This is a genomic window from Photobacterium pectinilyticum (assembly GCF_024357955.1).
GTDB lineage: Bacteria > Pseudomonadota > Gammaproteobacteria > Enterobacterales > Vibrionaceae > Photobacterium > Photobacterium pectinilyticum.
Genome location: NZ_JANEYT010000006.1, coordinates 73477 through 98983 on the forward strand (window position 1 = coordinate 73477; position 25507 = coordinate 98983).

At 47.1% G+C, this 25507-nt stretch carries 20 protein-coding genes; 9 read left to right on the plus strand and 11 right to left on the minus strand.

The features are described 5' to 3' along the window. Window positions 1-73: 73 nt before the first annotated feature. A complete protein-coding gene (locus NHN17_RS04360; RefSeq protein WP_255040911.1) occupies window positions 74-2425 on the minus strand; it encodes a DNA internalization-related competence protein ComEC/Rec2 in 2352 nt (783 codons plus the stop codon). Between the two features lie 31 nt (window positions 2426-2456). Between NHN17_RS04360 and NHN17_RS04365 the strand changes: the two genes are divergently transcribed. Next, window positions 2457-2975 (plus strand): DUF2062 domain-containing protein, encoded by a 519-nt coding sequence (locus NHN17_RS04365; RefSeq protein ID WP_255040912.1) that lies wholly within the window; start codon window positions 2457-2459, stop codon window positions 2973-2975. Between the two features lie 243 nt (window positions 2976-3218). Here the strand turns inward: NHN17_RS04365 and lolE are convergent, their stop codons facing one another. The 3 genes from lolE to lolC are packed head-to-tail and all read right to left on the minus strand — an operon-like array spanning window position 3219 to window position 6353. Beyond that, the gene (gene lolE / locus NHN17_RS04370) at window positions 3219-4463 is read right to left on the minus strand and encodes a lipoprotein-releasing ABC transporter permease subunit LolE (protein ID WP_255040913.1); all 1245 of its coding nucleotides are present in this window, start codon (window positions 4461-4463) and stop codon (window positions 3219-3221) included. Continuing rightward, window positions 4463-5152, minus strand: a complete 690-nt coding sequence (gene lolD / locus NHN17_RS04375; protein ID WP_255040914.1) for a lipoprotein-releasing ABC transporter ATP-binding protein LolD — start codon at window positions 5150-5152, stop codon at window positions 4463-4465. Before lolD ends, lolE begins: the two co-directional genes overlap by 1 nt. Then, window positions 5145-6353, minus strand: a complete 1209-nt coding sequence (gene lolC / locus NHN17_RS04380; protein ID WP_255040915.1) for a lipoprotein-releasing ABC transporter permease subunit LolC — start codon at window positions 6351-6353, stop codon at window positions 5145-5147. The genes lolD and lolC overlap by 8 nt, the downstream gene beginning before the upstream one ends. 189 nt (window positions 6354-6542) lie before the next feature. On the opposite strand from lolC, the gene NHN17_RS04385 reads away from it, so the two are divergent. The 5 genes from NHN17_RS04385 to bamJ all read left to right on the plus strand — a co-directional run bounded on the left by NHN17_RS04385 (window position 6543) and on the right by bamJ (window position 12723). Then, complete coding sequence (locus NHN17_RS04385) at window positions 6543-7121, plus strand: PilZ domain-containing protein (RefSeq protein ID WP_255040916.1); 579 nt, start codon at window positions 6543-6545, stop codon at window positions 7119-7121. Between the two features lie 2 nt (window positions 7122-7123). Beyond that, window positions 7124-10579 carry a transcription-repair coupling factor gene (gene mfd, locus NHN17_RS04390; RefSeq protein ID WP_255040917.1) on the plus strand — a complete coding sequence of 1152 codons (3456 nt, stop codon included), beginning with the start codon at window positions 7124-7126 and terminating at the stop codon, window positions 10577-10579. Between the two features lie 29 nt (window positions 10580-10608). After that, a complete protein-coding gene (locus NHN17_RS04395) occupies window positions 10609-11421 on the plus strand; it encodes a peptidoglycan binding protein CsiV (RefSeq protein ID WP_255040918.1) in 813 nt (270 codons plus the stop codon). A gap of 135 nt (window positions 11422-11556) precedes the next feature. Then, window positions 11557-12129, plus strand: coding sequence for a GNAT family N-acetyltransferase (locus NHN17_RS04400; RefSeq protein WP_255040919.1), 573 nt, complete (start codon window positions 11557-11559; stop codon window positions 12127-12129). Window positions 12130-12249: 120 nt separating this feature from the next. Then, window positions 12250-12723 (plus strand): BamJ family beta-barrel-assembly machinery protein, encoded by a 474-nt coding sequence (bamJ, locus tag NHN17_RS04405; protein WP_373689541.1) that lies wholly within the window; start codon window positions 12250-12252, stop codon window positions 12721-12723. A gap of 211 nt (window positions 12724-12934) precedes the next feature. Here the strand turns inward: bamJ and NHN17_RS04410 are convergent, their stop codons facing one another. Both NHN17_RS04410 and NHN17_RS04415 read right to left on the minus strand, forming a co-directional pair. Beyond that, window positions 12935-14644, minus strand: coding sequence for an ElyC/SanA/YdcF family protein (locus tag NHN17_RS04410; protein ID WP_255040920.1), 1710 nt, complete (start codon window positions 14642-14644; stop codon window positions 12935-12937). A 78-nt stretch (window positions 14645-14722) separates the two neighbouring features. Then, on the minus strand, window positions 14723-16843 hold the full coding sequence (locus NHN17_RS04415; RefSeq protein ID WP_255040921.1) for a metallophosphoesterase family protein: 2121 nt from the start codon (window positions 16841-16843) through the stop codon (window positions 14723-14725). A gap of 296 nt (window positions 16844-17139) precedes the next feature. Between NHN17_RS04415 and NHN17_RS04420 the strand changes: the two genes are divergently transcribed. From NHN17_RS04420 to hflK, 3 genes are read left to right on the plus strand one after another with little or no spacing between them, the layout of a single operon-like run. Beyond that, on the plus strand, window positions 17140-18789 hold the full coding sequence (locus tag NHN17_RS04420; protein WP_255040922.1) for a cation efflux transmembrane domain-containing protein: 1650 nt from the start codon (window positions 17140-17142) through the stop codon (window positions 18787-18789). Window positions 18790-18791: 2 nt separating this feature from the next. Beyond that, window positions 18792-19694 carry a protease modulator HflC gene (gene hflC / locus NHN17_RS04425; protein ID WP_255040923.1) on the plus strand — a complete coding sequence of 301 codons (903 nt, stop codon included), beginning with the start codon at window positions 18792-18794 and terminating at the stop codon, window positions 19692-19694. Beyond that, window positions 19678-20562, plus strand: coding sequence for a protease modulator HflK (hflK, locus tag NHN17_RS04430; protein ID WP_255040924.1), 885 nt, complete (start codon window positions 19678-19680; stop codon window positions 20560-20562). Before hflC ends, hflK begins: the two co-directional genes overlap by 17 nt. A 105-nt stretch (window positions 20563-20667) precedes the next feature. Here hflK and NHN17_RS04435 read toward each other — a convergent pair whose 3' ends face one another. From NHN17_RS04435 to lpoB, 5 genes are all read right to left on the minus strand, one after another. Further along, window positions 20668-21957 (minus strand): NAD(P)/FAD-dependent oxidoreductase, encoded by a 1290-nt coding sequence (locus NHN17_RS04435; RefSeq protein WP_255040925.1) that lies wholly within the window; start codon window positions 21955-21957, stop codon window positions 20668-20670. A 409-nt stretch (window positions 21958-22366) separates the two neighbouring features. Next, window positions 22367-22909 (minus strand): alpha/beta hydrolase YcfP, encoded by a 543-nt coding sequence (gene ycfP / locus NHN17_RS04440; RefSeq protein WP_255040926.1) that lies wholly within the window; start codon window positions 22907-22909, stop codon window positions 22367-22369. A gap of 85 nt (window positions 22910-22994) precedes the next feature. After that, window positions 22995-23840 carry a DUF6279 family lipoprotein gene (locus NHN17_RS04445; protein ID WP_255040927.1) on the minus strand — a complete coding sequence of 282 codons (846 nt, stop codon included), beginning with the start codon at window positions 23838-23840 and terminating at the stop codon, window positions 22995-22997. Window positions 23841-23994: 154 nt separating this feature from the next. Next, entirely contained in the window at window positions 23995-24846 is an 852-nt protein-coding gene (locus tag NHN17_RS04450) for a phosphotransferase (protein WP_255040928.1), read from the minus strand. Window positions 24847-24903: 57 nt separating this feature from the next. After that, window positions 24904-25497 (minus strand): penicillin-binding protein activator LpoB, encoded by a 594-nt coding sequence (gene lpoB, locus NHN17_RS04455; RefSeq protein WP_255040929.1) that lies wholly within the window; start codon window positions 25495-25497, stop codon window positions 24904-24906. Between the last annotated feature and the right edge of the window lie 10 nt (window positions 25498-25507).

The window sequence follows — 25507 nt, forward strand, 5'->3', positions numbered from 1 at the left end:
AAGTTCATTGAACAAGGCACAATACTGCTTGATTTTCAAACAATCAGTCATATTGGGAAGAAAGGTTTCCTTGCTACTCTTGTGAAGTGGCAGGCCTGAACCAAGCCGCTTTCCGGTCTTGGCGGTACCGAACGACGTCGACCTCTTCACCATTAATATGCAGCGAAACCTGACCTAATTCAGCCGTAGATAACCAGTTAACGCCTCTGTCTAAGTAACGCTGCTGCACATCGCTTGATGGTAAACCCCAAGGGTTAAACCTTGCAACCGAGACCAGTGCATACTTAGGATCCATCCGGTCGAACCAGCCCATTTGATCAAGCCAAGTTACCGTTGACGAACTGCGACTGCCATGATGCGGTACCAAGAGAATGTCCGGTGACAAGTTAGGCTCAAGCCTTGCCAACAACAGCTCAGATATCGCATCGATATCCCCGGTCAGTAGCAAAGAGGTGTCGTTTGCCATACTGCCACCCACACCTTGCTTCACCTCAACAACACAAGAATGTGGGTTAGCTGCTCTCGCCACCTGTTTTGGTGGCCACAGCACACGGAAGCGCAAGCTGTACCACTGCCATTTTTCACCACGTACGCAAGCTTGGTAGCCCTCACGGAAGTCACTACTACGCTTCCAATCCGGGTCAAAAACCTCCACCAAATAGTCGGCACCAGCGGCATGATCGCTATCGGCGTGGCTCAGGATTAAACCATCCAGTGACGTTTGTCCTCGCTGCTTTAATACCGGCTCGATGACTGAATGCGCAATAGAGCCTTCAGGCCAGCGGTTACCGGTATCGTAAAGTACACTGCGATTCTGGGTCGATATCAATACCGCCAAGCCATGCCCGACATCGAGTAAATCAATCTGCCATGGCTCTCGATTTTTAATTGAGACAAAGGGATCATGAGACGTTGGCTTATCATCTGTTTCTGCCATTTGTGTGCCTTGAATGACAGCTGGTTGATTCCACAGCATAACCACCATTGAAAGCACGGTTAACAAAGCCGCAAAGCGCCTTAGCGGCAGTAACCAGAGCAAAACCGACATCGCCGATGCCGCCAAGACCCAACGCCCAGCGCTATCTGCTAACACCCACCAGCCGCCACGAGCCCATTCAGCTATCCACAGTACCGGTGATAATGTCATGTTAGCCATCTGCCAGCACACCATAGCCAATTGCTCAACGGAAGAAAACACGATAGCTGCCAGTACCAACGGTGCCCAAGGTGAAAAACCACCAAACCATAGCCACTGAACCGGCAGCATCAACACCAGCAATGATAACTGGAGCAACAGCAGCGCCCGCCATTTACCCAGCCACCTCTGGTGAAGTTTCATCTCTGAGCTTTCCTCGAATCTTACGCCGCCGACATGTGCCATAGCGATAACCGCGACCGCGGCAAATGAAAGCCAAAATCCAGCGTTGTATGAGGCGAGCGGATCCAACGCCAGACTAACCGTAAAAACCAATAACAACACTTGCCAACTCGGCCAAACTACTCGAAACCGAAGTAACAGCAGTACGACCGAGCTCATCAACAAGGCTCGTTGCGTCGGCAGGGTAAATCCTGCAAGCCAAGCGTATACCCCTCCAGTGGTCAACCCCACCCATAACGGTAGCCATATTGCATGTGGCCAATCACCAAACAGATTTCGCAAAACGCCACCGCCCCACCACCCCAGCATTATGGCAAGGCCAATATGCAAGCCGGAAATCGCCATCAGGTGAGCAAGACCGCTGTCACGCAGTAGTCCCCAATCTTGTGCCTCTAATGCCCCGCGAAAACCAAAACCCAGCGCCAACAGATACCCTTGATGGTTGAGTTCATCGGTATATTCTAGAGCGCGGTCAAAAGCCATTTGACGAAGGCCAGCTAACGAATGTTGGCCACTGGCCAAGCGAACACCACCGGTCACGACACCTACCCCGTGGATTCCCTTACCAACAAACTGCCGTTCACGATCATAACCGGCGCTGTTAACGCGACCATGTGGTGGCCTTAGCCTCACTTGCAACTGCCAGCGCTCTCCCTGCTTCATCACCGGCATATTGGTTTGATTTTGCCAACTCAACCTTAAACGCAGCTTTTTACTCAGCCTAAAATCTGGCTGACGTAATTCTGACGTTACAAAATCAAACAAAGTATCTAATTTCTTACGATTTAATAGGCTGCTAACTTCCCCAACTATGGTAATATTCCTCGGCTCAATAAAAGTCAGTTGGACGTTTTTTAGATAGGATGTTGCGGCGAGATTTGCCAAACAAGCGCCGATGGCGATATAGATCAATAATCGCCATTTGGAATAGAAACACACTACACTGCCTATCATTAAGGCTGTAATAAATCCATGGTAGGTTGGTAATGCCAACCATAAGTGAAGCGATAGCAGTCCAATTGCAACCCCGGCAGCGCTTGTGTTCATTTCAAACCTGCCTGTGAACAAAAGAATTACAATGCCAAGACAAGTAATTAAACGAATGATGCCAAGCCATGATGTCATCAAACGCCAAAAAGCGTTGAAGATATTCGGCAATGTGCTTTATAACCCAAATTTGTGGTGTCTCAACCGCCGCTCGGCGTCGGGTGCATTTGCAGTCGGTTTGTTTATGGCGTTCGTCCCCCTTCCCAGTCAGATGATCATGGCTGCCGGCGCCGCCATATTTTTCAGCGTCAACTTGCCACTTTCGATCTGTCTGGTTTGGATCAGCAATCCAATCACCATGCCTGTCATGTTTTATGGTGCATACAAAGTCGGTGCCTGGCTGATGAATACACCGCACCAAGCCTTCCACTTTGAACTGTCTTGGGCGTTTTTGCTGCACCAAATGAATCAGATTGGTCCACCTTTTCTATTGGGCTGTGCCGTCTGTGCCGTGTTCTTTTCAACTCTCGGCTACTTTGGCATCCGCGGACTTTGGCGCTACTCAGTGGTCAGAAGCTGGCAAAAACGTCGATTCCGCATGCTGAAATAGTTCTGTGCAAATATAATTTTCGGCAGCTAAAACAAAAAACCTCGCAGATGCGAGGTTTTTTTAGCTCTATAATAAGGCAGTCTCAAATAGCACTATCGAATTAGCGAGGCGGTCTGCAGAAAACTGAAAACTGCCATATCTCATTCATCAAAAAGTCGACCTTTCCCCCAAAGCGCCATTTCAGCAGCAGCCCTTAAGACTCACCAAGAGGGAAGCCAACGCTTTATTTGATGCCCGGACTGTCTATTTTGCACTCAATACCATTGCGGGCTGAAGTGCACCGGCTCGCTTAGCGGGATACCATGTAGCCAAGAAACTCAAGATCACCGCTGTTGTTGTCACCAGCAATACATCTTGCATAGACAGTAGCGTCGGAAGAAAATCGACAAAATAGATATCGCCAGACAAGAACTGATGGCCAATTAGGGTTTCCAGCCCCCTAATGAGAGTGGTGAGATTGACAGCGACCAAAGAGCCCAGCAACGAGCCTACCAAGCTACCAACAACACCTGACAACACACCGTGCCATACGAAAATGGATCGGATCAACTTATCAGTCGCCCCCATAGTACGCAATATCGCAATGTCCGCCGCCCTGTCTTTTACAGCCATCATCAACGTAGACACGATATTAAAACTCGCGACCCCGATCACCAGCACCATCACCAGATACATAATGGTACGAACCATTTGGATATCACGGTACAAGTAGCCATACTTTTGGTTCCAGCTTTTTAGGTATACGTAAACAGGCAGAGTAAAACCGACTTCTCGCACGATGCTTTGGGCATCCAACACCTTGTCAACATTAAGCTCGATTCCGGTTACCCCCTCGCCCATCGATAGGTACGATTGAGCATCTTTGAGAGGCACTAATGCAAAGTTGTGATCAATCTGTCCAGCCAGCGCAAGTAAGCCAGAGACTTGAAGTCGGATACGATGCGGTGCCTTAAGCTTCAAGCTCGGATCTGGGTTAGGGATCATTGCCGTGATCCAATCTCCCACGTCGATACCCAGCTTGTCGGCCACGCCTTGCCCCAAAATAACCTGTTGCTTACCCGCTTCAAAGCTATCCCAAGCATTATCCTTGACAAATTGCGGCAACACACTGACGTCACGTTGCTTTTCTGGGTTCACGCCACGCACTTCCACCGCCTTGAGGCTGTTACCTTTCTCAAGCAAGGCAGTAAAGTTGATATAAGGGGCCGCCGCAGTCACCCTTGGGTGCTGCTCGACCAAATCGAGAACGGGTTGCCAATCTTCAAAAGGCGGTGTCACCGCCTCCAGTTCGCCATGGGGGATCACCGATAGGACCCGGTTTTGCAACTCACGCTCAAAACCATTCATCGCCGAAAGACCAATAATGATCACGGCAACACCTACCGCAATACCCAGCGTCGATGAAATCGAAATAAACGATACCATCCGGTTTCTTTGCTTGGCGCGGCTGAAGCGGCTGCCGATGTATAGAGAAAGCGGTCGGAACATCAAGCCACCTCTACTAGCTGCAACTCGCCGTCTTGCATGTGCATGCAGCGATCCAGTTTGCCAGCTAACTCATTATCATGGGTTACCACCAAGAAGGCGGTACCCGACTCCTTGTTGAGCTTGCGCATCAAATCATAGATTTCCAGTGCGGTTTTATGATCCAGGTTACCCGTTGGTTCATCGGCCAAAACCAAAGACGGTTTGTTAACCAGTGCTCTTGCAATAGCGACCCGTTGACGCTCACCGCCACTGAGCTCGGAAGGACGGTGCTCCAGCCTGTGACCAAGTCCAACCAGATCCAAGATACTGTGGGCCTGCGCGCGTGCTTTATTCGCGGCAACACCGCCAATCAGCAATGGCATAGCCACATTTTCCAACGCACTGAAATCAGCCAACAAGTGGTGGAACTGATAGACAAAGCCAATCTCCTGATTACGCAGCTTAGCCTGCTTATTGGCACTCATTGCATTGAGTTTTTGCCCCTTGAAAAACACTTCGCCTTCGGTAGGCTCATCCAATGCTCCAAGTAAATGCAGCAGCGTACTCTTGCCCGAACCTGACGCACCGACAATACCGATAAGCTCACCAGCATCAAGGTGGAAACCCACCCCTTTTAGCACCTCTGTTTCAAGTTGGGCTTCTTGATAAACTTTTCTCAGGCCCTGGCAAACCAATAATGCATTACTCATAACGAAGTGCCTCTGCTGGACGAACAGATGCCGCCCGGTAGGAAGGAAAAACAGTTGCCAGCAAACTCAAAACAATCGCGCCGACAATAACTAAAGCAATCTGTAGTGGTGATATTACAATCGGTAGCTGACCGCCAGCGGTGATCAAGTTCACGCCAATAACAGTGAGGAAAGAATTCAAGTTCAGTGCCAATAAGGTGCCTAATACTCCACCTATGATAGCGCCGATCACACCACTACTGGCGCCTTGTACCATGAACACCAATAAGACCTGGCGGCTGCTCATGCCCTGTGTTTTCAAAATGGCCACTTCGGCTTGTTTCTCCATCACCACCATGATCAATGCCGATATAATATTGAAAGCTGCGACACCGATAATCAGTCCCAACATCAAGCCCATCATGTTCTTTTCCATTTTCACTGCTTGGAATAGCTCACCGCGTTGTTCTCGCCAATCTGACCAAGTCATTCCATCGGGTAAAGGCCGGTTAGCCAGGTCGGCGACCACGAACGGATCATCGACAAACAAGCGCCATCCTGTTATCTCACCGGGTTTCAGGCGTAACAATCGTCCAGCATCCTCGATATGAGTCAGTATAATCTGGCCGTCAACATCCGACCCGGTATTGTATAAGCCCGCGACTTCAAAGTTTCGCTGGCTAGGAATTCGACCGAGCGGGGTATACTGGCTGGCGCTAGTGACCATCAAGCGTACCTTGTCACCAACTTTGACGCCCAGTTGATTGGCCAGGCTTTGGCCCAGGATAACTTTATAGCTGCCCGCTTCCAAATCCTTGATATCGCCATGGTTAATGTAATAGCCGACCGGCTCAAAGGCGTCAGGATCGACACCCAGCAGCATCCCCGCCGCTAACGATTTAGCACTTTGCAAAATCGCCTCGCTACGAGTAAGCGGTGACACCATATCGACTTTTAGGATCCCCTTAAGAAATTCTGGCGGTTGCTCTGTACGAGATAAGTGACCATCGGGAGTCGAGATAACAGCTTGAGGCATCACCCCAAGGATCCGCTCCTTGAGTTGCTGCTCAAAACCATTCATCACTGACAAGACCGTAACTAAGGATAATACCCCAACGGTAATACCCGCGGTCGACATATAAGAAACAAAACGGCTGAACCTATCACCAGAACGTCCTCTGAGATAACGCAGGCCGATAAAAAATGAGACGGGATGAAACATAGATAAGAAAGATACCATCCTTATAAAAACTGTTCGAAAGCATACCCGTTGCCGCGTCTGATTACCATTAAGCACAGTAAAACTAATGTAAAAACAGCGGGTAAAAACCCCACTCTGCGACCACTTTACTTGTCCCAAAGCAATAGGTGGGTGATAATCGAAGAATAGTTAATTTATATCGAGTGCGACATGAATCAGGACGAGTATTTTTCAGTCCATGCCGGATTGACCATCAATGTAGAACCACTCCAACCCGGTGAAAATATTCCCGAGATGCTGGCTTTCCAGCAAGAAATCCCGCCCCTGTTTCGTATCGCCAGTGAATGCAGCAGCTTAGATGACGGTTTAGAGCATTCATTATCCCAACTAAAAAAAGACGAATTCAAAGCACTTTCGAATTACCTTACCGTGCAAAACAACAAGATAAATTTATTATTATCTTTCGTGCTAGCCCAACAAGATGATGCCGAGCTTCGCTTTACCACGCACACTTTCGGCGCTAGTCAACTGTCCTACTTTTCAACAGAGGCGTTAATCGAAAGCGGCAAGGTAAGGCTCAAGCTGTTTCTTGATAACCCCGCGGCGGCCGTTTACGCTTATGCTGAAGTAACCCAATGCCAACCTCAACAAGACGGCAGCTACGAAATTGCCTTGAAGTACGTACGCTTAATGGAAGATGACAGGGATCTGCTGATCCGAGCCGCCCTGTATTTCCAGCAAAAAATTCTGCGCCAACGCGCCCAACAGCGATCAGATAATAAAAGTTAACCATGAAAGCACAGTCTATTCTCTCTCTTCCATTACCGTCCAAGCCGGGTGACAGCCGATTCGTCGGTAATGTATCCGGTGCTGCGCTGGCGCTCTCTGTTGCAGAAGTAGCCCACGATCATCAAGGCCCTATTTTGGCTGTGGTGCCAGACACCCAGACCGCATTACGCCTACAACCCGAAGTCAGTCAGTTTACCTCATTAGAAGTCAGTGTCTTCCCAGACTGGGAAACCTTGCCGTATGATAACTTTTCGCCGCACCAAGATATCATTTCAGATAGGCTGACTCGCTTATATAACCTCCCCCAGCAAGCTAACGGGGTGGTGCTAGTACCAATCAGCACCCTGCTGCAGCGCATGACACCAAGGGCTTTCATCCACCAGCATGCGCTGATGGTTCGTAATGGTGATAGATTATCGCTGGATAAACTACGCCTACAACTCGAAGCCTCAGGTTACCGTCACGTTGATCAGGTTATCGAACACGGTGAATATGCCAGTCGTGGTTCACTGATTGACCTGTTCCCAATGGGCAGTAACCAACCGTACCGCATTGACTTCTTTGATGATGAAGTCGATTCTATTCGCCAGTTCGACCCCGAAAACCAGCGCTCTACCGGTGAGATTGAACAAATCCGCCTATTGCCAGCCCACGAATTCCCAACCGATGAAATTGCCATCGAGAATTTTCGTATGCGCTGGCGTGAGCGCTTCGAGGCCCGCCGTGAGCCAGAATCTATCTACCAACAGGTCAGCAAGCGTACTTGGCCTGCCGGTATCGAATATTGGCAACCCTTGTTCTTCGAGCACACCGAAACACTTTTCGATTACTTGCCGCAAAATAGCCTGCTGCTCACCATCGGGGCACTTGAGTCCGCCGTTGACCAATTTTTAACCGATGCCGAGTACCGCTACGACCAGCGCAGAGTCGATCCTCTTCGCCCACTGCTCGAACCTAACGAGCTATGGTTGACCAAAGAGGAAATGTTCACTCATTTCAAAACGCTGCCTCAAGTGCGTATCCGCCAAGAAAGCGAGCCCGACAAAGCTGGCCGCTACAACCTGCCAGTTAAAGCGGTTCCTGAGCTAACCATCAACCACCAGCTCAAAGAGCCATTGGCTGAACTTCGACGTTATTCGGAAAGCTATCAGGGCAAAATTGTCTTCTCGGTCGCCTCTGAAGGCCGCCGCGAAGCATTGCTTGACCTGCTAGCCCGAATCAAGCTGCGCCCGGTAGTAGCACCGACCCTGACAGAAGCCTTGGCGACACCGGGCAAATTTAGCCTAGTTATTGGCTCGGCTGAACAAGGCTTTTTGCTCGAACAGCCAGAAGTCGCCCTGATTTGTGAAAGTGACTTACTGGGTGAACGCGTGGTTCAGCGCCGTCGCCGGGATGAAAAAAAATCGGTCAATGCCGATACCATTATCCGCAACCTTGCTGAACTCAAGGTCGACCAGCCGGTGGTCCACCTAGATCATGGTATCGGTCGCTTTCAGGGCTTGCAGACACTTGAAGCTGGCGGAATGAAAACCGAATACGTCACCTTGGAATACCAAGGTGGTGCCAAGCTTTACGTCCCGGTAGCCTCACTGCACTTGATCAGCCGTTACTCGGGCGGTGCGGAAGATTCCGCTCCGATCCACAAACTAGGCGGTGAAACGTGGGTGAAAGCTCGAAACAAGGCGGCTGAAAAAGTCCGTGATGTTGCCGCCGAGCTGCTCGATGTCTACGCCAAGCGAGAAATGAAACCGGGCCACAAATTCACACTTGATCGCGAAGCCTATGCCGACTTCAGTACCGGTTTCCCGTTCGAAGAAACTCATGATCAGGCACTGGCTATTAATGCTGTCCTATCTGATATGTGCCAAGCCAAAGCCATGGATCGCCTAGTCTGTGGTGATGTCGGCTTTGGTAAAACAGAAGTCGCCATGCGCGCAGCCTTTGTTGCCGTCGATAACAGCAAGCAGGTCACCGTACTGGTGCCGACGACCCTGCTTGCTCAACAACACTTTGAGAATTTCCGCGACCGTTTTGCCAACACCCCGGTTAGGGTTGAAGTCCTTTCACGCTTCAAAACCGCCAAAGAGCAAAAACAAATCTTGGCCGACATGGCCGAAGGCAAAATCGATATCCTGATCGGGACACACAAGCTGCTCAATGCCTCGGTGAAGTACCATGATCTTGGTTTATTGATTGTCGATGAGGAGCACCGCTTTGGGGTTCGCCAGAAAGAAAAGCTCAAGGCGATCCGTGCCGATGTCGATATCCTGACCCTGACCGCAACGCCAATACCGCGCACGCTGAATATGGCGATGAGCGGCATGCGCGATCTCTCGATCATTGCTACGCCACCGGCCCGCCGTTTGGCCATCAAGACCTTCGTTCGCGAGTCAGATGATGCCCTAGTCAGAGAAGCTGTTTTACGCGAGGTGATGCGTGGCGGTCAGATCTACTTCCTGCATAACGATGTCGACTCAATCGAGAAGATGGCAGAAGATCTCGCCAAGCTGATCCCAGAAGCACGAGTCACCTTTGCTCATGGCCAGATGCGCGAACGTGAGCTTGAGAAAATCATGAGTGACTTCTACCACCAGCGTTTTAACCTGTTGGTATGTACCACTATAATCGAAACCGGTATTGACGTTCCCACTGCCAATACCATCATTATCAACCGTGCAGATCACCTTGGTCTGGCCCAGCTTCACCAGCTACGAGGTCGCGTCGGACGTTCGCACCACCAAGCCTACGCATACATGCTGACGCCGCACCCTAAGCGAATGACCAAAGATGCGGTGAAGAGACTTGAGGCCATTTCCTCACTGGAAGATTTGGGTGCAGGCTTTACACTTGCAACGCACGATCTTGAAATTCGAGGGGCTGGTGAGCTACTCGGTGACGAGCAAAGTGGCCAAATCCAATCAGTCGGTTTCACCTTGTACATGGAGATGCTCGAGCAAGCTGTCGAAGCACTGAAAGAAGGTAAAGAGCCTTCGCTAGATGACCTGCTACGCCAGCAAACCGAGGTGGAACTTCGCCTACCGGCATTGCTACCCGAAGAGTTTATTCCGGATATCAATACCCGCTTGTCGTTGTACAAACGCATCGCCAGCGCAAACAGTGAAAAAGCACTGGATGAGCTCAAAGTTGAACTCATCGACCGCTTTGGACTATTGCCAGATCCAACACGTAACTTGCTAGTGCTCAATAAGATCAAGCTTAAAGCTGCAAATATTGGTGTACGCAAGATTGAAGCGAGTGAAAAAGGCGGATTTATCGAGTTTAATCCGAATGCCAATATCGACCCGAGTCTCATCGTCGGTTTACTTCAGTCACAGCCACAACATTTCCGGATGGAAGGGCCAACCAAGTTGAAAGTCATGGCCCCGATGAGTGACAGAAAAGACAGAATAAAGTATGTTGACGGTCTTCTAACAAAGTTGGCCGAAAACGCTCTATAATAGATAGCACTTAAGTGCGGAGTATTATCTTGAAAAATCTCATTTATTTGCTGCTGTTCGCCATTAGCTGGCCAAGCCTTGCAGCGCGACAGTTCGATATTGAAGTGATCTTGTTCAAGCGTAACATCGCACCAGAGCAAGTGAGCGAATCTTGGCCGGACAACCCGAAGCCTGTCAACCTAAAAGGTTCAATAGACTTTGGTGATACCGCTCGCCTTCAAGCACGAGGGCTCACTCCGATGCCATCGTCCCAGTTCGAGCTCAATAGCCAGTATAGCAAGCTAAAGCAACATGCAGGTTTCACCCCTCTCGCCCACTTTGGCTGGCGCCAGGGTGATCTGAGCCGTGCGGCAGCGCCGCGCATTCACTTTACTGCAGGTAAAGACTTTTCCGCTCAGTTCTTAGCAGATGGTACACTGAAGTCAGCCCAAGCCGATGAGCAAAAGGACATTCCTTCAGACCAAGGGTTTACCGAAGAATCACTGGATACTGCGTCTGATGAAGCCGAGGAGCAAGCAAGTGCATTACGTGAGCTTGACGGCACATTGCGTGTCTATGTTCAGCACTTCTTGTTTACTGAAGCCAATTTTGCTCTGCGCGAACCAAGCCGGCGCGAAGTCATCATCGGAGCTGAGCCACTTGACCCAATGGAAAGTGCATTAGAGCCGGAAGGTAACGTCCAAATCGGCCATCTGCAGGAAGTCAAAAAACAGGTGAAAGTGGAAGAATTCCTCAAATCCTACCCATTCCAGCAACAGCGTAAGATGCGCAGTGGCGAAACCCACTACCTTGACCATCCACTGATGGGTATGGTAATTCAAATCCGTCGCATCGACGGTTAACCCGCTCACTATCTAGATAAAGGGCTGTAAACGCAGCCCTTTTCACATTTTAAGCACCAATTCCAACAACACCCACGACTTTCACTCTACCCCGGTTTATGCTAGGAAAGTATTTCGACGGAGACTGTTGACAGGATGAAAGCAGACTACCAATTAACAAGCGAACGCTTGCTACTTCGCCCCTATAAGAATGTTGATCTATTGGATTTGCTCGATGCGATCCACCGCTCACAACAAAGCCTTTCTCCTTGGCTGCCTTGGTGCCACCCTCAATACAACCAACACGACGCCCATGAGTGGATTCATGCCAGCCAGCAGAACTGGGTGTATGACATCAGCTATGAATTTGCCATCTTTGAGCGCACTACCGATATATTTCTTGGCAGTACATCCTTGAGCAATGTATCCGAGCTCACTAATTCGGCTGAATTGGGGTACTGGATCCGCTCCAGCGCACAACGAAAAGGCTATGCCACAGAAGCTTGCCAGGCGATTGCTCAGTTTGCTTTTGATACCGTCGGCCTGACACGCATTGAAATTGTTAGCCACCCCGGCAACCTGGCTAGCCAGCGCACCGCCCTTGCCACTAAGGCCCATTTCGAATGCACAGCACGAAACCGCATTGTCACCCAAGACGGGCCCGTCGATGGTCTGCTGTTTTCGCTGATCCCCAGTGACATTACCAATTCCACGCCGCCCAGACTATGACTACGCCTAACGAGTTATAACCTTAGCTTAAGTACCCGTTAACCTACCTTTCACCTGTAGGTCAGCTCTGCTACTATCGTCGAGTATATTCAGCTTTATATTACAAAATAAGGAACTTACGTGTTTAAAATTATTCTTGGTATCGCCCTTATTGCGCTGGTTATCTTCTTTATGCAACGCTCGCAAGGTAATAAGCAGGCTGCAGCCGAAAACATCACAGCTGGTGAAACGTTCCTTGCCGAAAATAAGGAAAAGGAAGGAGTACAAACAACGGCATCAGGCCTACAGTACTTAGTTCTTCAAGACGGAACAGGTTCGGTACACCCTAAAGCAAGTGATAAAGTGACCGTCCATTACCATGGCACACTGCTCAATGGCACGGTATTCGATAGCTCAGTAGAGCGTGGGGAAACCATCCAGTTTGGCCTAAATCAGGTTATCAAGGGCTGGACAGAAGGTGTGCAGTTGATGGTTGAGGGTGAGAAGACACGTTTCTTCGTCCCGGCCGACCTAGCCTATGGCAACCGCGCTATTGGATCTATCCCACCAGGCTCCGTGCTGATTTTTGATGTTGAGCTGTTTAAAATCAACTAATCGCAGTTCTCAAATATTTATAGGTTGGTATAACACCGCATTAAAAATAAAAAACGCCTGATTGGCGTTTTTTTGACTAACGAAGTGTTTACTTGTAAGAGATACGATAGCCGCTATCTTCCAGAAATAGCTTCACCATTTACGAAACAACCCGCCAGTATTGACGGGTTGTTATCACTACACTTACCAGCTTAATCGCTTAGTCTAAAGATTATGGTGCTAGGTTAGGAGCAACGTAGGTGTAATCTTCACCAACACCAACGATATCATTCAAGCCATTACCGGTTACATCACCAACCAACCAGAAGTGGCTGCTTTTTTTCCAATCAGCTCTCATTACAAACTGATTGTTTTCATCAGCAACTTCTGCGATCCGGTCACGAGTAGAATAGTTATTGACATCAATCATTTCAAAACGACTGCCGGTAGAGTCTCCAACAAAAATACCATATTCAAGCATGCCAAGCATGTCGCCACGACCGTTACCTGTCATATCTACGATATCTGAAAAGAACATATCATTAGGACCATGAATAAAATCACGTCCTTCTGTTCCCGTAATATGACCTTCACCATCATCGTTGATCAGCCATGGTTTAGCTTCACCAAAGTTACCGTTTCCATCGTTAAGAGAAACCAGCATATCGAACTGAGCATGAACCACAATATCTGGATACCCGTCACCATCAACATCAACAATTGTCCTAATGACGCGATCGTCTTGAATTCGGTCTTCATCAAACGTGACATCAGAATCGGGGTGGTATGGCTGATCGGCACCAAAGTTATCATGTACTTTAATAATACTAGAAAACTTGTCTTCTTCAGAATAGGCTACGTAAACACCGTCATCACCGAAAGCAACGAGATCTGCCATGCCATTATTATTCATATCAACTAACTGGAATTGATGTTTACGGGCATCCCACGCATCATCAGTGTGTGGCGTATGCTCAGAGCCTAATGTTTTAAACTCGTCACTCCATTGAGCAAAAAAATCACCAAAGTGCTGGCCATTGCCAAAGTTGACATAAACGCCACTATTCGTTATGGATACTAGATCGACAAACCCATTACCATTTACATCGCCAAGTAGCCGGGTCATCGTATCAGACCACATTGCTGCCTGAGGAGGTAAATGGTTTTGTAGCCATGCCTCACCTTGCATAAACTGAGTTCCGTCAGAGGGAGCAACGAATATTTCACTATCTCTGATAGCAACTAAGTCGTCAAGACCGTTATTGGTTACATCAGCTAATACAAATTTCGTATTAGTGGGAGTCCACCCATTACTAGTAGAGAACTCATCACTCCACTCCTCATCGGCGCCAAACGCACTAGATGCATGGCTATTTTCAAAATTAAACGCATCATGACCAAATGCATTGTTAAAAATAAGCATTGCAGAGGAGTCAACACCGGTATTGCGTCCACGATAAAGGTGGGCATGGCTCGAAACCAGCTGAAGAGACGAAAATTCAGCACCAAGACTTTCTTTCTCATCTACAAACTGCTTCGCGGCGGCAGCTCTATCCGCAGTCCAAATTGACTCGGCATCCATAACAATACGGTCAGGTGAAACTTTATAGTTGGTGATTAACCAATCTTGCATAATTTCCGCTTCAGAGGTATCAAAGCAGCTTACACTTGTTTCGTTATTGCCTTTTCCTGTTACAAAATATACAGGGTTAGCCATTTCGCTTGCAACAGAGTGGGCAAGGGATACTCTGTGTTCAAACTTTGCACGTGGCGTACAATTTTCGACACTCAACTCCATACCTGGAACAATGACTAAATCTACAGGCTTATCAAATGGTGCCGATAAGTTAGAACTACCATCACTATCACTGCTTGAACTGTTACAGCCAGCCAATGTGCCAACTAAAGCTAATGAAACTGCCAAAGCTACTTTATTTTTCATCAAAAAACTCTTATATCTTCAAATATACGGAAATGCCGAGTAGCACATCACAGGTGGCTACTCGGTAAAGAACAATGCTTATTTACTTACGATCGCAAACTTACCTTCGAAATCGACTTTCGCCCAGAACGTGTTGTCTTTTAAGCCCATAACGAGATCTTGGCTACAACCGTTACTCGCGATGTCGTTAGGGAGGACGCTCAAGAATTCTGAAGAGTAACTCTCTTTGCTCAAGCACTGATCGCTATCAAGTAACGGTACCCACTTGTTATCAATGCTTAAATGCGCAAGTGTCACATCTTGTGCATCAAGACCAGCAGGAATGCTGAATTCAAACACGTAGTCATCGGCGCGTAGGAAACCATTACGCATATCATGGTCAAGTTCCCACTCATGGCCTGTCTTAGTGCGATTAGGTGACTTTTCATTTAGCAAAGTCGGATCAAGTAATGGCTTATTGGTCACATCCATATATTGTGGGTCACCACCGTCAACAACGGTTGTACCGTGACGAGCACGATCTTGAGTAATATCTAGTGCATAACCAGAAGAGTTAGCAAAGCTACCTGTTTGACCCTGAATACCACTGATGGTTAGTACTTCACTCACGGTATTGGTTTGTTGTGCCGACCAGCTAAGCTGAACTAGCTTTTTCATATCATGAGTTTGAGAGATCATGTAAAGATCATTCAAGTCCTGGCCTGTAGTCATTAGTTCTGTAAATTTTGGATGGCCTGTATTGAATGGCTTAGTTACATCAACTTGGTAGTGCTTTCCTGAATTATTGTTGCTTCCAATTGGGATTTCGGCATCATAAACCATCCAGTCATACCAGTTTTCTATCCACGTATCGCCCTTGTTGCCAGACTGATTACGAGCGTATGCGAGCATACTGTTAATGCGACTATAGACCTCATTACTACCATCAATGAGCCTGGCTTTAGTGCCTTCTGGTGACCAGCAATCTTCAGTCGTGTAGCGGAAGTCATAGTACCCTTGCTCCGCTACGGTTTCTCCAATGTGGCTAGGGTGAACCAGTTTTTCACAACGTTCACCGCCCACGGTGAAGCGATCTAGCATTTTCCACGTCACACCCATATCTTGCCATGTGTGAGACTGTTCAAAATCATCGTAATAAGCTTCAAAACTTAGTTCGTCATTAGTGATCGTAAACCAGGATGCGTTAACCTGTTGCTGAGTAGGTTTCAAACCTTCCTGAGCGAAGATATCAGCATCCCAGTCATCTCTCATATCACCGCCGATTCCCCAACCATTAATCAATAGGTTACGGGCCATCATAGTACTTTGCAGACGCTCTTGCTGTTTTTCATAAACATAAGCTTTATCAGATGCACTACCAGCGACGATTTCCGTGAAATAGTCACCCTGACCGATGTTAAGTCCTTGCTCTGCCGCGCCTTCAGTCCAAATAGCCGAACGGCTGTAAATATGGTCATGTCCGGTCACAAGTGTTACGTTGTTCTGGGCAAACAACTGGCGCCAGTTATCGAAGTTCTCTGCGATACCGCCACCATTTAGCGCACTCCATGCCATACCTCCACGGTTGCCACCAAGGAATGTTTCATGAGAGCCGACAAACACATGCTGAATATGTTCCGGACGATTCTCAATTTGAGTTTTAACCCACTCAAAAGCGCCCGTGAAATCACCCCAAGATAGGTTAATTACCATGGCATTACCGAAGGTTGCTGCATAAGAGTAATACGGCTGTTCATCATCGTAATGCACTAGTGTTCCGCCATCAGCTACGACATCATCAATAAATGGCTTCATGTAGTGCGTAAAACGTTCTTTTGGCGTCATATCCCCCGCACTACCACCATTTTGCTCATGGTTACCTGCGAGAGATAGGAATTTCATTCCCGAATCCTTTGCTAATCGTATCCAATCTTCATATTCATTTATTGAACCCCAATCGGTCAAGTCACCAACCGCAATAACATGAGTAACGCCATTATCCTTATATAATTGCAGAACTTCTGTCAGCTGGGCAATGGCAGTACCGTGGCCATTAGTGGATGTGAATCCTTGGGTATCAGCCAATAATCCAATTTTCATATCTGGAGTGATAGGATCTCCATCACGAATGACGGTATTGGTTGACGAGTCAGAGCTAGAATTACACCCAGCAAGAAGCGCAACAGTTAATACTGCGATGGTTGACAATTGAAACTTCATTATATTCCCTAAATGATTACAACTTATGCGTGATATTGCGGGATGTAATCGTATACAAAAATAGTTTCAGTTTTACTTCATTTATAATACAGATAAATCTATGATGTTAAAAATATACAACCGCCGAAACAATACGAGCATAATTACGAGCATAATTACGAGCATAAAATCAAACCAACAAACAGTTACCGACACAATTAATATTGTCGATAAATATAGTAAAACTTAATTAATCGTAATATTTCCTTCACAATAGATAACTAACATGCGCTTCTCACATTTCATTTGAATTAATTATGTTTGACCGACGTATACGAACTTCGCTGATTGCTATTGGAACAGACCTATTCCTAACAATCCTACGTTTAGGATTAGCGGTGATCACAACGAGTGCTGCATTATGGGCTGATGCAATACATTCTGGAGGTGACCTTTTCGTCTCTATTGTACTACTGGCGGGGCTTCTCTACCGGACTTACTTGCACTCCAAGTGCCGTGATAGAGCAGATCAACGAGCTGATAAGCTAGAATCTTTATTGTCTATGGGTGTTGCAATATTATTGCTATCAGCACCTTTTTATTTATGGGGACAATTAAGAGCAGGTTTAGGCGAACAGATCACTAATCCCGCTATTGGTATAGTTGGCACCATCGTCGTTATTATTGCTTTATTATTAATATCAAAATTCAAGTGGTATGTAGGACAACAAACAGGCTCTTTAGCGCTAGAGGCCGATGCTCATCACAGTCATATGGACTTACTGACCTCTGTTGCAGTGCTACTTTCCTTAATCGGTGAAATGGTCAGCCTTAACATAGACAAATACGTTGCCTCTGTTATTTTATTGCTAATAACACTTTCTGGATTGAAATTATTATACTCATCGTTACATTCTTTTTTCGGATTGGGATTACATAGGTTTCATTCTTTAAGATCTAAATACAGGCTGCAATTTCGTAGAGTAAAGAATAGATATTTATTAGCGAAAAAACATATACAAGAACACTCAAAACATATTTACATTACAAGTATCAGTATTTATTTATGTTCAGGCTTCTCCCTAGTAAACCTTGGTGAGACCGGTGTGTCATATTTCTTATCAAAACCAATCAATGAGTACCTAGAGCCGGGACTGCAATATAATTTGCCATACCCACTAGGTGTATTACAAAAATGGGAAGATGGCTCAGTACTATCGATTCAAGTCGGTTCGGTCATAGGCAATGGAGCGCGAGCGCCTGGTGAAAACCTGTGGCTACAGACTCAAAACCAAGCCAATAGCAGCGATGGAACCGATTACCTATTAACCGGTGACGAATCGCTGATGTTCGTACAGGTTGAAGTGCAATACCGTATCAGTGATGTTATTAGCGTAGAACGAAATGTGGCTGGTGTTGAGTCACTAATAAAAATGACTGCGAGCAATGCACTGTGGCAGTCAGTAGCCATCGAAAGGCAATCACACTTCGTTGGTCAACGTTATTCTGATTTCAACACGAAAGTCGCAAATAAAATTCAGCAGAACCTAGCTAACCTAGCGCTACCCATTGAAATTATAAGTGTGACCATCAATCGCTTACAGCCCCCAGCAGGATTGGCCGATGTGTATAGAGATGTTCACAATGCATTTCATGAAAGCAGAGATATGGTTAACCAAGCCGTTGCCTCGCGATTACACGACATACCGATTGCTCGATCTGAACTCGTTCTGCAACAAAAGCGCAACCAAGCCATTGCCGCTGAAAGGATTTATCAGGCAGATGGAGAGATTGCCAAACTTAAGCCTCTCGGCGACATCCAGCGTGCTAAACCTGATGCCTTCGCATTTAACTTGCTTGCAGATACGCTAGAGAATAGCTTTGAAGACGCCTTTATCACCCTCTTACATCCAGATGTCGACAAGTGGGACTTACGTACGCCATTGTCATTACCGGAAACAGAATAACCATGAACAAGTACCTTACTATTGCGATTCTATTTTTACTGACAGGCATCGCAGTAATATCGAGCATCATTCAAGTCAAAGAGTCTGAGATAGTCATCGTTAGTCAATTTGGTCGGCCTAATTCGGTTATCTCTAGCGCTGGTCCCGCCTTAAAATGGCCTGATCCGATTGAAACGACAGTACGCCTTGATAAGCGATTACAAACATTGTCACTTCCATCGACGGAATACGGTACTCGTGACCGTAGAAATGTGGTGATGGGTGCTTATCTCGTCTGGCGTATCGAAGATCCCATTCATTTTCTAACAAGTGCTCGTAGTATTGAAGTTGCACAACTGCGCTTAGAAACACTGGCCAATGGTGAAATTGGCTCTGAGATAGCATCGGTTCCAATCTCAGGCATATTCAGTGCCGATGCAACAGATAACCAGATCGATGCACTGTTCGAGCGTGTCACTGAATCCGTCACGACCAAAGCAATGCGCGAACTTGGCATTGAGGTTGTATCTGTGGCGCCTTATCAGTTCGGTTATCCAATCCAAAACTTGCAAGCTATCTACGAGCGTATGGCATCAGAATGGGATCGTCTCGCAAGGCAATATCGTGCAGAAGGAATGGAAACCGCCTCGAAGATTCAGGCGGAAACAGAGCTTGAAATACGAGAGATGAGAGCGAAAGCCTACCGTGATGATCAGCATTTATTGGGTGAAGCCGAATCGCAAGCGGCCGAATTATTTACGGATGTATTTGAGAGTAATCCAGAACTATACCGACTTATCCGCTCTATGGAAGCCTATCAATCTATGTTTGGCGAAGGAAGCCGCATAGTGTTACCTGCAGATCTGGAAATGTTTGAACCACTCTTCAATCGCCCATCTGGAGGTACAGATGAACCTGCGTCATGATATCGTTCACACATTTCAATCGGCTCGGCGTTGGTTGATGATTATAACGACCGCCTTTCCGGTCATATATCTGTTAAGCGGTTTTTATTTGATTGATGCCGAACAACGAGGCGTGGTGACACGTCTCGGAAAAGTAATCAATGACAATGTATTGCCAGGTATGCATTACCGTATACCCTACCCGATTGATGACGTTGAATTAATCTCGGTGACTGAACTGCGATCACTCGTTATCGACTTTTCTAGAGAGTATCAAGCCGCCTATTTGCAATCGGAGTTGACCACCCGTGGGGGAGATTTAGTCAACATGCGCTTGGAAATACAGTACACCGTCGCAGAGCCTGCACTCTTTTATTACGCTGCAGATGATGTTGAGAACTTGCTTAAGCAAGTCACCATGTCAAAGACTATCTACTACACGACCAAACAAGATTTTGAAACCTTGTTGACAACGGGCCGCTCTCAGTTGCAATCAGAACTGCGTGATAATGTGCAATTTATGGCTGATGACTTAAAGATGGGGTTACGAGTTAACTCGATTACCATTCGCCGGTTGGAGCCCCCTAGCTCTGCCAAACGCGCTTTTGATAGAGTCCAGGCCGCACCCGCTGAAAAAATGCAGCGGATAGAACAAGCCCTGGCAAACAGGGAAACAGCACAAGTCGCGGCACGAAGCGCCATTAATCAAATAGAACTACAAAGTAAAGCCAAGTACCAAGAGATTGTTCAATCTGCACAAGGTGATGCATCTCGATATCAATCAATTATGTCAGGCCTAGAAACGCCAGTCGCATTAGAACGTTATTACTATGAATCATTAGAAGCAATTACATCCAAGGTAGAGCTTCAAGTAACGGATGGACGATAATCATCGTCCCCAATTAAGCGACTGTGTATTTGATGAGGTATAAAACATCACCGGAGCAGCCGCTCCGGTTCTGATGTAATTGCGATTAATGTAACTTTATATCGATTAATGCAATTTGAGGTTAGGCCTAAGAACCCTGTTAATACGACCAACCAGCATCATCAGGCTGGTTTTCACCACACCGTGCAACGCGATTTGGTGCATGCGGTAAAGGGAAATATACACCACGCGAGCAATGCGTCCCTCAACCATCATCGAGCCTTTGGTCAGGTTCCCCATCAAGCTACCAACCGTTGAGAAGCGGCTCAACGAAACCAACGAGCCATGATCACTGTAGGTATATGGCTTCTGTTCACGGTCTGTCATTTTTGCCACAATGTTAGAGAAACAACGGCTTGCCATCTGGTGAGCGGCCTGAGCTCGTGGTGGGACAAAGCTACCGTCTTCCTGTGCACAGGAAGCCAAATCACCAATCACGTAGATATCGTCATCGCGCGTTGTCTGCAGGGTCGGCTTAACCACTAACTGGTTGATACGGTTAGTCTCAAGACCGGCGATATCCTTGATAAAATCAGGCGCCTTGATACCTGCCGCCCATACCATGATTTGGGCAGGGATATGCTCGCCATCTTTGGTTGTCAGGCCAGTTTCATCAGCCTTGGTTACCATAGTCGCAGTACGAACATTTACACCAAGCTTGGTTAGCTCACTGTGGGCAGCTGAAGAAATACGCGGTGGTAGTGCAGGCAAGATACGCTCACCAGCTTCAACCAAGTTAACATTCAAGCGTGAGCTGTCCAGATCACCAAAACCATAGTTTTTAAGTTCTTGCACTGCATTATGAAGTTCAGCAGAGAGCTCAACACCGGTTGCACCGGCACCGACAATTGCGATATCAACCGTTTTTTGCTCTTTGTTTGCATGCAGTTTCAAGAACTGGTTGTTCATTTTTGTACGGAAACGGTGCGCCTGCTCTGGACTGTCCAAGAAAATACAGCTCTCACGCACGCCAGGAGTATTGAAGTCGTTAGAAGTAGACCCGATAGCCAGCACAAGGATATCGTACTCTAGCTCACGCTCAGGCATCAGCAATTCATTTTGTTTGTCATGCAATGGAGCAAGTGTGATCACTTTACGTTCACGGTCGATATCTTTCAGGCTACCCATTTGGAAATCAAACGAGTGGTTTTTCGCATGTGCACGATAGCTAAGCGCATCAACACCTGCGTCCATAGAGCCTGTTGCGACTTCGTGCAACAGTGGTTTCCACAAATGGCTCCCCTTACGGTCGACCAACGTCACTTTAGCACGGCCTTTACGGCCCAAGGTACGACCCAGCTTAGTTGCTAGCTCCAAACCACCAGCACCACCACCGACAACAATAATACGTGTCATCACTACTTCCTTTCACAAATTTAAAAACTTACAAATTCAAGCTGACCCGAACTAAATCCAGTCAGTATAATTCTTTACTATCAATAATTTAAGTTCAGGTACACTCAGGATGCTTACTGCACCTTCTTTATTTGGTTATCTTAACTTTTTTTGATTAATCTCAAAAAAAGTTAAGATTTTCATTATAAGCAAATATTATTTCAAGGCAAGAAATAATTGATTAAGATCAAAACTAGCAGCACAATCGGGTTCGCCATGCTCCCCAGAGCATAGTATGGCGTACTGAGGCACGGCAAATAACACCCATGCTAATTTGTTGACGAAAGAAGCGAGCAGTAGATGCCACAATTGACATAGATAGGACAGGCATAAAGCAGACGGACACATACCGTCTGCTTACAAATAGAAGTTAGGAGGCTTCTTTGAATGCTTTTATTGTTTGCAGGTGCTGAGAAATTTTCTTGAATTTATGCGTTTCGTTCTCGTCCCAAATAATCTGATAAAAGTCACCTAGCGCATCTTTAGTGAGATTGTTGTCTAAGACTTCATCATTTGTGGACAGTATGCACAGGCAGTTACCTGCGTTTTTGCTACGAAAATCTGTTACGCACTTGGTGGAAATATCAGCATACTCTTCAGGGCGGTCGATGCGACCTTCCATATTGCGTTCTGGGGACAGGTTTGGGTTGAAAATAACCTGCTTCATGCCACAAAGAAAGCCAACGCGCTCAGACCAATATCCGCCAAGTCCCACGCCACAAATCAGCGGTTGCTTATCAGCAGACTCTTCCTTTAGCTTGAGCACTTCTTTGAGTAAGTGCTGCATATCATGCTTGGGGTGCAGGGTACTGTAATTCACAAAACGTACGTCAGGATCAATGAATTGAAGCTGCAATACCTTTTCATGGTTCCCCGGGCTTGTTGAGTCAAAGCCATGCAGATAAATAATCATTATTCTTCCCTATTGTGATTATCAGTAAAATCAATCTACCACGTTTTGTAGGGTTTGTTGACACTACTTTCACAGTAAATATCCGTTATTGATTGATCAGCAATGCAACATCCTTCCGTAGGTCGACCAGCTTACGGTTCAGGTAAGATTGCTGTGACGGCGACATGGTATGGTTGAGGCGTCGCATTAGCTCAAAGCGGCGATTGAGGTAGAAGCGGATCTCACTTTGATACTGTGGACTGTTCAGCGCCATCATGTCTCGTGCCAGCTTAGTCAGTTGTATCTTGAACTCAGGTTGGGTACGGTTTTTCATCAATTGCTGCCAACGTTCAAAATAGCCGTTGCGCATTGAGCGAAAGATTGGCGCCATTTCCAATTGGTAGCCTGCCAATTCTGTCAGTAACTCTTTTTGCCTGCTAGTCAGTGATCCTACCCAGTCTTGGGTAAAATCTTGTAGCCGATCTACGCGTTTGGCTAATTTTTGAGAGTCACTTAATTTACTGCGTTCTTGATCAAATTTAGCAAAACGCTGGCGCAAACTCGCTTCAACTTGCGCAACTTGAGTGTTGCTAAACTGGGAGAATACATCCGCTAAAGGCTCGGCCAGAATTGCTGCCGAGTCCTGCCCCAATTGGGTAAACACTGTGTAGTATTCCTGCACCTGACCGTATGTCATGGGAGAAAGCAGATCAGCCTGCAGACGATCAATCGCACGGTGGATTTTGGGTAGCTCCTGCCGTCGGTGGAGTGCTAGAGCACGATCCAATCCACGGTCAAATGTCGAGTCTTGGGAAGAATTAAGCGTCACATATGAAGAAAGACGGTAGCTTAACCATACATCGAGGTTGTTATAGGCCAAGCGAGTGGTACACCCCGCAACCATTACCACACTCAAGGTGAACGCTGCCCATTTTGGGATCTTCGTACTCATCACATTCCCCTCATCGAACCTTGATGCTTAGTACCCACTTAGCGAAATGACGCAGCTGAACGTCATATAGAATCATTACTACAGTATACAAGCCCTATGGACACAAATTACTTACCGTTTCTGATTGTAGACGAAGGAAAGTTAAAAGTATCAACTAATCAGATAATTGCAGATCGTTCCACAGCTTTTCTTGTAATAATCGAGCTTGCGAAAGATAGCCTTCATCGGGTTGCTCTTGGTCAGAAAAATATTGTGATCCAACGTAAAACCATAGCATAGCCAAATAATCACACCATGGCTGCCAATACGTAACGGCCGACAACCACCGCGCCTGCTCGGTAGCATCGGTAATGCCCATACACTGACAATAGCGAGAGATAGCCTCTGATATTTCAAGCTGATTGGCTGCAATAGTCAGCGCTAAATCCAATGACGGGTCGCCTGCGGCCGCATACTCCCAATCAATCACTTGGTGCTGACCGTTTGGTGCAACAATCACGTTATACCACCCCAAGTCATGATGACAGCACGTGTCAGCAAACCATGTCTTAATAGGCAGAGATTGGAAATAAGCATGGATACGGCAAAGTTGAGACTCCTCCACTGCACCACCGACATACTGCCAATAATGTGCACCCCGGAGCTGACAGTCCAGCCGCCACGAAGGAGAAGGAAGTTGGTGTATAGTCCCTAATAAGTCCATGACGGTTTTAACAGGGAGATCTGGTGTAGCGGTTTGACCGTCGGCCCACTCAACGAATAGCCCCTCAGCGAGAAGGGCAAAGGGGCGCGGTGCTATATCATGTTTGCCATAAGGGGAAATGGCCTGGAGTACATCATGCTCTTGCTGGCGTGATACTCCAAAAGCCTTTGATGACGCAGAGCAAGGCCGCCATACAAGGGTTTGGCACCGCCCGGTCTGACAGTGCGTAATAACGACCTGCCAGCAGCGGTTGCTGAGACCGCCGCTGAGAGGTTTGGCTCTGTCTAAATGGTACTCCGGCATCCTAGCTCCAAGCAGAGCCTGTAAGTTTTCGATACTCATGTCACCGGAAGGCCTATGTTACCAGCCCAGAAGGCTCTTCGACTCCTGCTTACGGATCTCGGTTTCGTCAGCCCATTCAATCAGGCCAGTTTCCAAGTCCATCAAGCGCATGGTCATTTTGTAGTAAACATCTTTGTCACTACCCGCTGACTTCACAATGCTCGACAGGTTACCGTAAAGCATGTATTCCGCACCGACCATTTTACCAAACTGAATAGCTGTGCTCTGGTTAACCAGCTCATCGTTATTCTGGAAGTTAAGCTGTTTGCGTACATCTTCGACACGAGTCATGTCCACAAAACGGAATTTACCCGAGTTTAGCAAACGCGTACTGACCGAGTCGGTTACCGACTCGGTATCAATATGCTCGCTGGTTTTATTCTTGATGCTATCAACAACAATGATTGGGCGCTGGCCATTACCGGTAATGTAAGCAACCGAGCCAGATGTCAGCATGCTGTCTGTCATTTCTTCAGCAATCTTTTGTAAATCTGTCGAACCAAACTCAATAGTGGTTGTTTCAGCCTGCTGAGCATCACCATAGCTCACCTTCTGGGCACAGCCGCCCATCAGTGCAGCCACACCCATTAATGCGATTACGCTTTTTTTCATTGTCTTACCT